General features: G+C 37.8%; 8 protein-coding genes. All 8 read left to right on the top strand.

The features are described 5' to 3' along the window. A partial coding sequence (locus AB5Y85_RS08940) for a sugar nucleotide-binding protein (RefSeq protein WP_368221341.1) occupies nucleotides 1-263 on the top strand: 263 nt, incomplete at its 5' end. 84 nt (nucleotides 264-347) lie between these two features. Next, complete coding sequence (rfbA, locus tag AB5Y85_RS08935; RefSeq protein WP_368221340.1) at nucleotides 348-1,226, top strand: glucose-1-phosphate thymidylyltransferase RfbA; 879 nt, start codon at nucleotides 348-350, stop codon at nucleotides 1,224-1,226. Nucleotides 1,227-1,313: 87 nt separating this feature from the next. Next, a complete protein-coding gene (gene rfbC / locus AB5Y85_RS08930; RefSeq protein ID WP_368221339.1) occupies nucleotides 1,314-1,865 on the top strand; it encodes a dTDP-4-dehydrorhamnose 3,5-epimerase in 552 nt (183 codons plus the stop codon). 86 nt (nucleotides 1,866-1,951) lie between these two features. Further along, the gene (locus AB5Y85_RS08925) at nucleotides 1,952-2,398 is read left to right on the top strand and encodes an adenylyltransferase/cytidyltransferase family protein (protein WP_368221338.1); all 447 of its coding nucleotides are present in this window, start codon (nucleotides 1,952-1,954) and stop codon (nucleotides 2,396-2,398) included. After that, the gene (locus AB5Y85_RS08920) at nucleotides 2,399-3,004 is read left to right on the top strand and encodes an SDR family NAD(P)-dependent oxidoreductase (RefSeq protein WP_368221337.1); all 606 of its coding nucleotides are present in this window, start codon (nucleotides 2,399-2,401) and stop codon (nucleotides 3,002-3,004) included. A gap of 214 nt (nucleotides 3,005-3,218) precedes the next feature. Further along, on the top strand, nucleotides 3,219-4,439 hold the full coding sequence (locus AB5Y85_RS08915) for an oligosaccharide flippase family protein (RefSeq protein WP_368221336.1): 1,221 nt from the start codon (nucleotides 3,219-3,221) through the stop codon (nucleotides 4,437-4,439). Between the two features lie 344 nt (nucleotides 4,440-4,783). Further along, nucleotides 4,784-5,971 carry a CDP-glycerol glycerophosphotransferase family protein gene (locus AB5Y85_RS08910; protein ID WP_368221342.1) on the top strand — a complete coding sequence of 396 codons (1,188 nt, stop codon included), beginning with the start codon at nucleotides 4,784-4,786 and terminating at the stop codon, nucleotides 5,969-5,971. 489 nt (nucleotides 5,972-6,460) lie between these two features. Further along, the coding region (locus AB5Y85_RS08905; protein WP_368221335.1) for a hypothetical protein at nucleotides 6,461-6,666 on the top strand (206 nt) is incomplete at its 3' end.

The raw sequence follows: 6,666 nt of genomic DNA, 5'->3' as shown, positions 1-6,666 counted from the left end.
CCGGGCTGTATCATCTGATTGCCTCCGGCACCACCACCTGGTTTGACTACGCCCAGCTGGTGTTTGCCAAAGCCAGAGAGGCCGGGGTTGAACTAGCGGTCACGCAACTTAATGCAGTGTCGACCAGTGCCTTCCCGACCCCTGCCAAACGCCCCCATAACTCCCGTCTTGATACCACTAAATTCCAGCGCACCTTCGATCTGGTGCTGCCGGACTGGAAGGTTGGCGTGGAGCGGATGTTGACCGAGATCCTCGGCAAGTAAATCACTGGCCAAGTGATAAAGTTTAAAAAGTGTGGCCGCAAGCCACCCTTCTCTTTTGCAATTTAAACATAAGAAACAAGCATCATGACCAAACGTAAAGGGATTATTCTGGCCGGTGGCTCTGGCACTCGTCTCTATCCAGTCACCATGGCGGTGAGCAAGCAGCTGCTGCCTATCTATGACAAGCCGATGATCTACTATCCGCTCAGCACCCTGATGCTGGCCGGTATTCGGGATATTTTGATCATCAGCACGCCGCAAGATACTCCCCGTTTTGAACAATTGCTGGGTGATGGCAGCCAGTGGGGCCTGAATTTGCAATACAAGGTGCAACCAAGCCCGGACGGGTTGGCACAAGCCTTTATTCTGGGTGAAGAGTTTATCGGGGGAGACCCCTGCTCGCTGATTCTGGGTGACAACATCTTCTATGGCCACTACCTGCAGAAACAGCTTGAAGCAGCTGCAGCCAAAGAGAGCGGCGCTACCGTCTTTGCCTACCATGTGCATGACCCGGAACGTTATGGGGTGGTCGAGTTTGATAAAGAAGGCACCGCTATTTCTCTGGAAGAGAAGCCATTGGAGCCCAAGAGCAACTATGCTGTGACCGGCCTCTATTTCTATGACAATCGTGTGGTCGAGATCGCCAAATGCCTGAAGCCGTCGCCTCGTGGTGAATTGGAGATCACCGATATCAACCGCATCTACCTGGAGCAAGGTAATCTGTCTGTCGCCATGATGGGCCGTGGCTACGCCTGGTTGGATACTGGCACCCATGAGAGCCTAATTGAAGCGAGCAACTTCATTCAAACTATTGAGCATCGCCAGGGGCTGAAAGTGGCTTGTCCGGAAGAGATTGCTTATCGCCAAGGATTTATCAGTGCTGAGCAGGTTCGTGATCTGGCTGCTCCACTAGTGAAAAACGCTTATGGTCAATATCTACTAAAGATGGTTGGCAAAGTCTGAACGGTTAATGGTTGGTGAGCGATTATTAATGATTAATGATTAATGATTAATGATTAACGATTAACGACCCCGATTCCCGAGATCAAAATGAACATCATCGACACTAAAATTCCCGACGTCAAAATCATTGAGCCTAAAGTCTTTGGCGATGAACGCGGCTTTTTCTTTGAAAGTTTTAACCAGCAGCAATTTGAAGAAGCGGTCGGTTATCCAGTGAATTTTGTCCAAGACAACCACTCTAAATCGAGCCAGGGTGTGTTGCGTGGCCTGCATTATCAACTTCCCCCTCACGCTCAAGGCAAGCTGGTGCGCTGTGTCGTTGGTGAGGTATTTGATGTCGCAGTTGATATTCGTAAAAACTCCCCCACCTTTGGTCAGTGGGTGGGAGTGCATCTATCTGCCGAGAACAAACGCCAACTCTGGATTCCGGAAGGATTTGCTCATGGATTTGTAACATTAAGTGAGACTGCTGAATTTCTTTACAAGACAACTAATTATTACTCTCCTCAAAGTGAGGCATCAATTATATGGGATGATTTGGATGTGGCTATTGAATGGCCAATTTGCTTTTTACCACAATTATCCCAAAAAGATCTGAATGGGGTCCATTTTGAAAATGCAATGTATTTTTATGATTAAAAGTGTTTGTTGTGGATAAGTTATTATTCTATATTTTTTTTGTTTGTGGATGTTTTAGTATTCTTTGTATAATATAAGGTGTAAAAATGGCCGTAGTATATGTATCAGGAACATTTGATTTATTCCATAGTAATCACTTAAAAATGATAAGATATGGGAGAGGGCTTGGGGAGACATTAATTGTTGGGGTTAGCACAGACGAACTTGTATGCACATATAAGAAGCCTCCAATCATCCCATTTGAAGAAAGAATCGCTATCGTTGAAGGGCTGAAATATCCTGACTTAGTTATTCCACAGCACACATTAGATCATACAGAAACTGTAAAGAAATTGAATATATCTCGTTTTGTGATTGGGGACGACTGGTTTGGGAAATATGATTATTTGATAGATTTGGGGGTTGAGGTATTTTATTTGCCGTATGGCGTGGGGATTAGTTCAACAAATCTTAAGCAAAGAATTTATGATCAGTATGTTAAACTTATAAAAGATAGCGATTGCCACCCGATTCCAGAGCCTGAGGGTAAATAATTGAAGACTATATTAATAACTGGCGGAGATGGTGATATCGCATCTACGTTAGCCAAGAGATTGGCTAATGACTTTAATATATATATACCAAATAAAAAAGATTTAGATGTTTCTGATGTGATTTCCGTTGACAGTTATATGGGGGATAAGAAGTTTGATATTGTAATTAATACAGCAGGAGTATTATATTCATCTCTATTGGTTGATAGTGATCCTTATCTCTGGATAAGAGATATTAATGTAAACTTAATTGGTACTTATCTTGTTACTCGCAGGGCCATACTAAACTATAAACACAGTCGAATAATAAATATATCATCTACAGCGGCATATGAGTCATATAAAGATTGGACGTCTTATTGCGCATCTAAATCCGGAGTATTGAAATTATCAGGTGGATTGGTAAAAAACGGATTTGATGTCGTTGTTTTATGTCCTGGAGCTATCGATACTAAGCTAAGGAAGGGGCTTACAATTAATAATCCGAATGTTATGGATCTTGATGAAGGGATTGCTCCAATAATTGATGCGATTAATGGAAGGTATTCAAGTGGAGATATAGTATTCTATCGTAAAAATAATTTGATTGTTCGTCATGACTTTTAAATTTCCTGATAATATATTAAGTCTATAGGATGAGATGCCAATTTTATAGGCTGCTCGATTACTGGCTATGACTAAACTTTTAAATCTATATCTCTCCAAAAATAGAAAATTTCCTTTGCCAAAATGAAGGCGTTAGCTTGAAATCTATGATATATATCCACAAGGTTATTCGAATATTCAGGCAAAATTTGCAACGGCAAAGGGGGTGAGCTACGTGAGCGAGATTCGTGTTTACAAAAATATTGCATTTCTGCTACTTGTTCAGTTTTCCAATTATATAGCACCATTATTACTGTTGCCTTATTTGACTCGTGTACTAGGAATCGAGAAATTTGGTGTTTTTGTTATGGCTATGTCGATGACGAGCATTGCCATGATATTAACTGATTTTGGTTTTAATCTTTCTGGTACTCATTGGATTGCTAGACATCATGAACGGCGAGAAAAGGTTGCAAAATATTTAGGTTCAGTAACCATTATTAAACTATGTCTTGCCATAATTAGCTCAACGGGTGTTGTTATTTATAGTTGGCTGATGCCACAGATAGGATTCTCCAACCTAGTATTGTTTTCTATTATTTTAGTTATTCTTTCACAGGCTTTTCAGTTAACTTGGTTTTTTCAAGGAATTGAAAAGATGAAAAATATTACAATTAGTTTAGTGGCAGCTAAAATATTATATATTGCTTTAGTATTTGTACTGATCCGAGATGAGAATGATATACATCTTGTAATGTGTAGTTTAGCTGGCAGCAACATTATAGCTGCTGTGATTGGTTCTAGATTACTAAAAAATGCCGGCTACTGGTTTTCTTTCCCTTCAATGGATTTAGTTTGGAAGGTCTTTTCAAGTAGCGTAGAGTTTTTTATGTCACGCGCTGCTGTAGGTATTTATACAAGTGCCAGTACCTTCATTGTAGGCTCCATTTGTGGTGCTCAACAAGCTGCACTATATTCCAGCGCAGAAAAATTATATCAGGCGGGGCAGGGTGTCACAGCTCCTGTAACTCAAGCACTTTATCCGTATCTGACTCATACCCCAAATGCCAAAGTTTTTTATAAGTTTATTTTATTACTTACATTGCCTCTAACTCTCGGTTGTTCCATCATTTATTATTTTTCAAGTGAAATATTATCATTGTTTTATGGTCAAGCTTTTTCCCAAGCAAGTGACATTTTGAGAGTGTTTTTGATCTCCTCTGTTGTGACCTTTATCGGAATTAATTTTGGTTATCCAGCTTTTTCAATGATTGGTAGAGTTGATATTGCAAATAAGACAGTGTTATGGGGAGCTGCACTGCAATTAATAAGTTTGTTTTTGATGTATATGCAGGATATAGTATCAGCAATTAATGTATGTTATAGCGTTCTTTTTGTCGAAACCATTGTTATGTTACTTAGAATATCGTTATTTTATTATTTTATTCGTAAATAGGATTATAAAATATATTAACCTAATATTAAAAAACTAACGGGTAACGTTTTTGATATAAAAAAGACATATGTTTTTGGCTGATTATGAACTGTAAGAAGGCGCATTCTGCTGCTCATCCTCTAGGTATGCTCCGTAGCCGTAAAGTGATGTTTTCTATTCAGTCTGGTATCTCAGTGCGACTAAACATATCAATTATTTATCCGAGTAGATGATTTATCAGGCGTACATCGTAGCCACAATATTTTCAGTGACATGATGTTGTTGCGAATATCCATCAAAATTTCTTCTAAACCTATTCCTATTTTTATTTCTATGTTAATTACTTGAGGAGTATATTGAAAAATATGAAGGTGATGACACGCTATATTTTTTATATGTTTAGATTTGCCGTGATAGCACTAGTATCACTTATTCCAAAAAATAAAAGCATATGGGTCTTTGGTGCTTGGTTTGGTCATCGATTCGCCGACAATCCAAAATATCTCTTCAACCATGTAAGGACATTGAGAGATTTTCCCATTAGAGTTATTTGGATTTGCAAAGATAAACAGTTGATAAATAGGACTAAAAGACAATATGGCCTTGATTTAGATATATATTATCACCTAAGTTTGAAGGGGATATACTATCAGATTGTAGCAAAAATAGCTTTCGTCGGCCATTCTATTAATACCGATCTAAATGGAGCATTTATTGGTATTACAACTAAAAGGATTCAGTTATGGCATGGAATACCATTAAAGAAGATTGGGTTAGACGATAATCTGACAGCAAGAAAATGGCATAGAACATGGGTATATCAATATCTAAACAATAATTTTTATGATTATATGGTTAGTACAGGAAAGAAAGTATCAACTCTTTTTTCAACCGCATTTTCTATGCCTATCGATAAGATAATAGAAACAGGTTATCCAAGAAATGATGTTTTTATTAGCGATAAAAGAGATGAAATAAAAGGCAGCCTATTTCAAGTCATATATATGCCTACGTTTCGGGATAAAATTGGTGATGAAGTTTCTTTATTCAATAGTGATTATCATTTTGATTTTGATAAATTAGTTGATTTTTTAGAGCAGCATGGAATCTGTCTTACCTTAAGAACGCATCCAGTTAACAGACCGCCGCAAGATATAATCGACAAGGTGGGTGATAGCGGGTGTATCAAGATTTCATCTGATGATGATATTTATGATGTTATAGGTAATTACGATTGTTTGATTACTGACTATTCAAGTATTATGTTTGATTTTTGTCTTTCTAAGAAGCCTATTATATTTGCGCCATTTGATATTGAAAAATATTTGTTGCTAGATAGGGATATGTATTTTGACTACTCTGAATTGATAAGTGGTTATCCAGTCGCAAGCAACTGGGATGAGCTACTTATCATATTGAAAGCCATTTCGTTAGAAAGCAATCTAAATAATACTGATACTTTAATGAAATTTCATGACGCCCATGTATTAGAAGGGGGGAGGTTTTCTATGCAGCTAGTCAGTTTTATTATGGATAAATGGTATAGGGAATGAAAGCTGTTCAATTATTATTTTATATACATATAAACCAATCTTACTTCTTTTGGGGAGGGGCTCGTAAGTTTATTTAGAGTTTTAAATTATCTACGCCATGCAGATTCAACATTTTATCTTCGTACTTCCCCCATTCATTAGATAAGTATAGTTCGAGATTAAGGTCGAAAGGTTATAGTTAACCGTAAGATAATATCACGTACCCCAACCCCAACCCCTACAAGAACACTCAATATTGATGCGGCCTACAAAATGATTGCTGGCATATGGCCAAAAAGTACATATTTATATTTGTGTCAAATGTATTTATGTCAGATTTAAAGAGGGGGCAAGGATGCCTATCCCTGTCGGTATCATTATTATTGGGGCAGTTTGTGAACGGTACAGAAATCGAAATGCTCAGGTATTACGTGATAATTTCGAACCTAATTCAAAATAAAAGTGACAAATAGATAGCCTGGAGGAGTGTGCTCTAGATGTGGATAATATATGAAAGCCTATAGATTTTTTATATTAAAGATTGCAATAACATCGCTGTTTCTGCAGGGGTGGATGATTTCTTTTTTAAGATTACTAGGCATCGATTTATCTTTCAGTATAGGTACTATTATTACTTATGCTTTATTAATCTTATTATGGCTAGGAATATTTATAGATGGTCGCTTTAAGAAAAGTTCCCTGCCATATGCTGTAAT

This window comes from Aeromonas sp. R3-1, from assembly GCF_040908345.1.
In the GTDB taxonomy this organism is placed as follows: domain Bacteria; phylum Pseudomonadota; class Gammaproteobacteria; order Enterobacterales; family Aeromonadaceae; genus Aeromonas; species Aeromonas veronii.
The sequence above is the reverse complement of the archived record's forward strand: the minus strand, read 5'-3'. Positions and strand labels throughout refer to the sequence as shown.

What these genes read in the sequence shown, in the direction of transcription:
- rfbA (WP_368221340.1), top strand. Translation starts at nt 348, where the DNA reads ATGACCAAACGTAAAGGGATTATTCTGGCCGGTGGCTCTGGCACTCGT.
- rfbC (WP_368221339.1), top strand. Translation starts at nt 1,314, where the DNA reads ATGAACATCATCGACACTAAAATTCCCGACGTCAAAATCATTGAGCCT.
- AB5Y85_RS08925 (WP_368221338.1), top strand. Translation starts at nt 1,952, where the DNA reads ATGGCCGTAGTATATGTATCAGGAACATTTGATTTATTCCATAGTAAT.
- AB5Y85_RS08910 (WP_368221342.1), top strand. Translation starts at nt 4,784, where the DNA reads ATGAAGGTGATGACACGCTATATTTTTTATATGTTTAGATTTGCCGTG.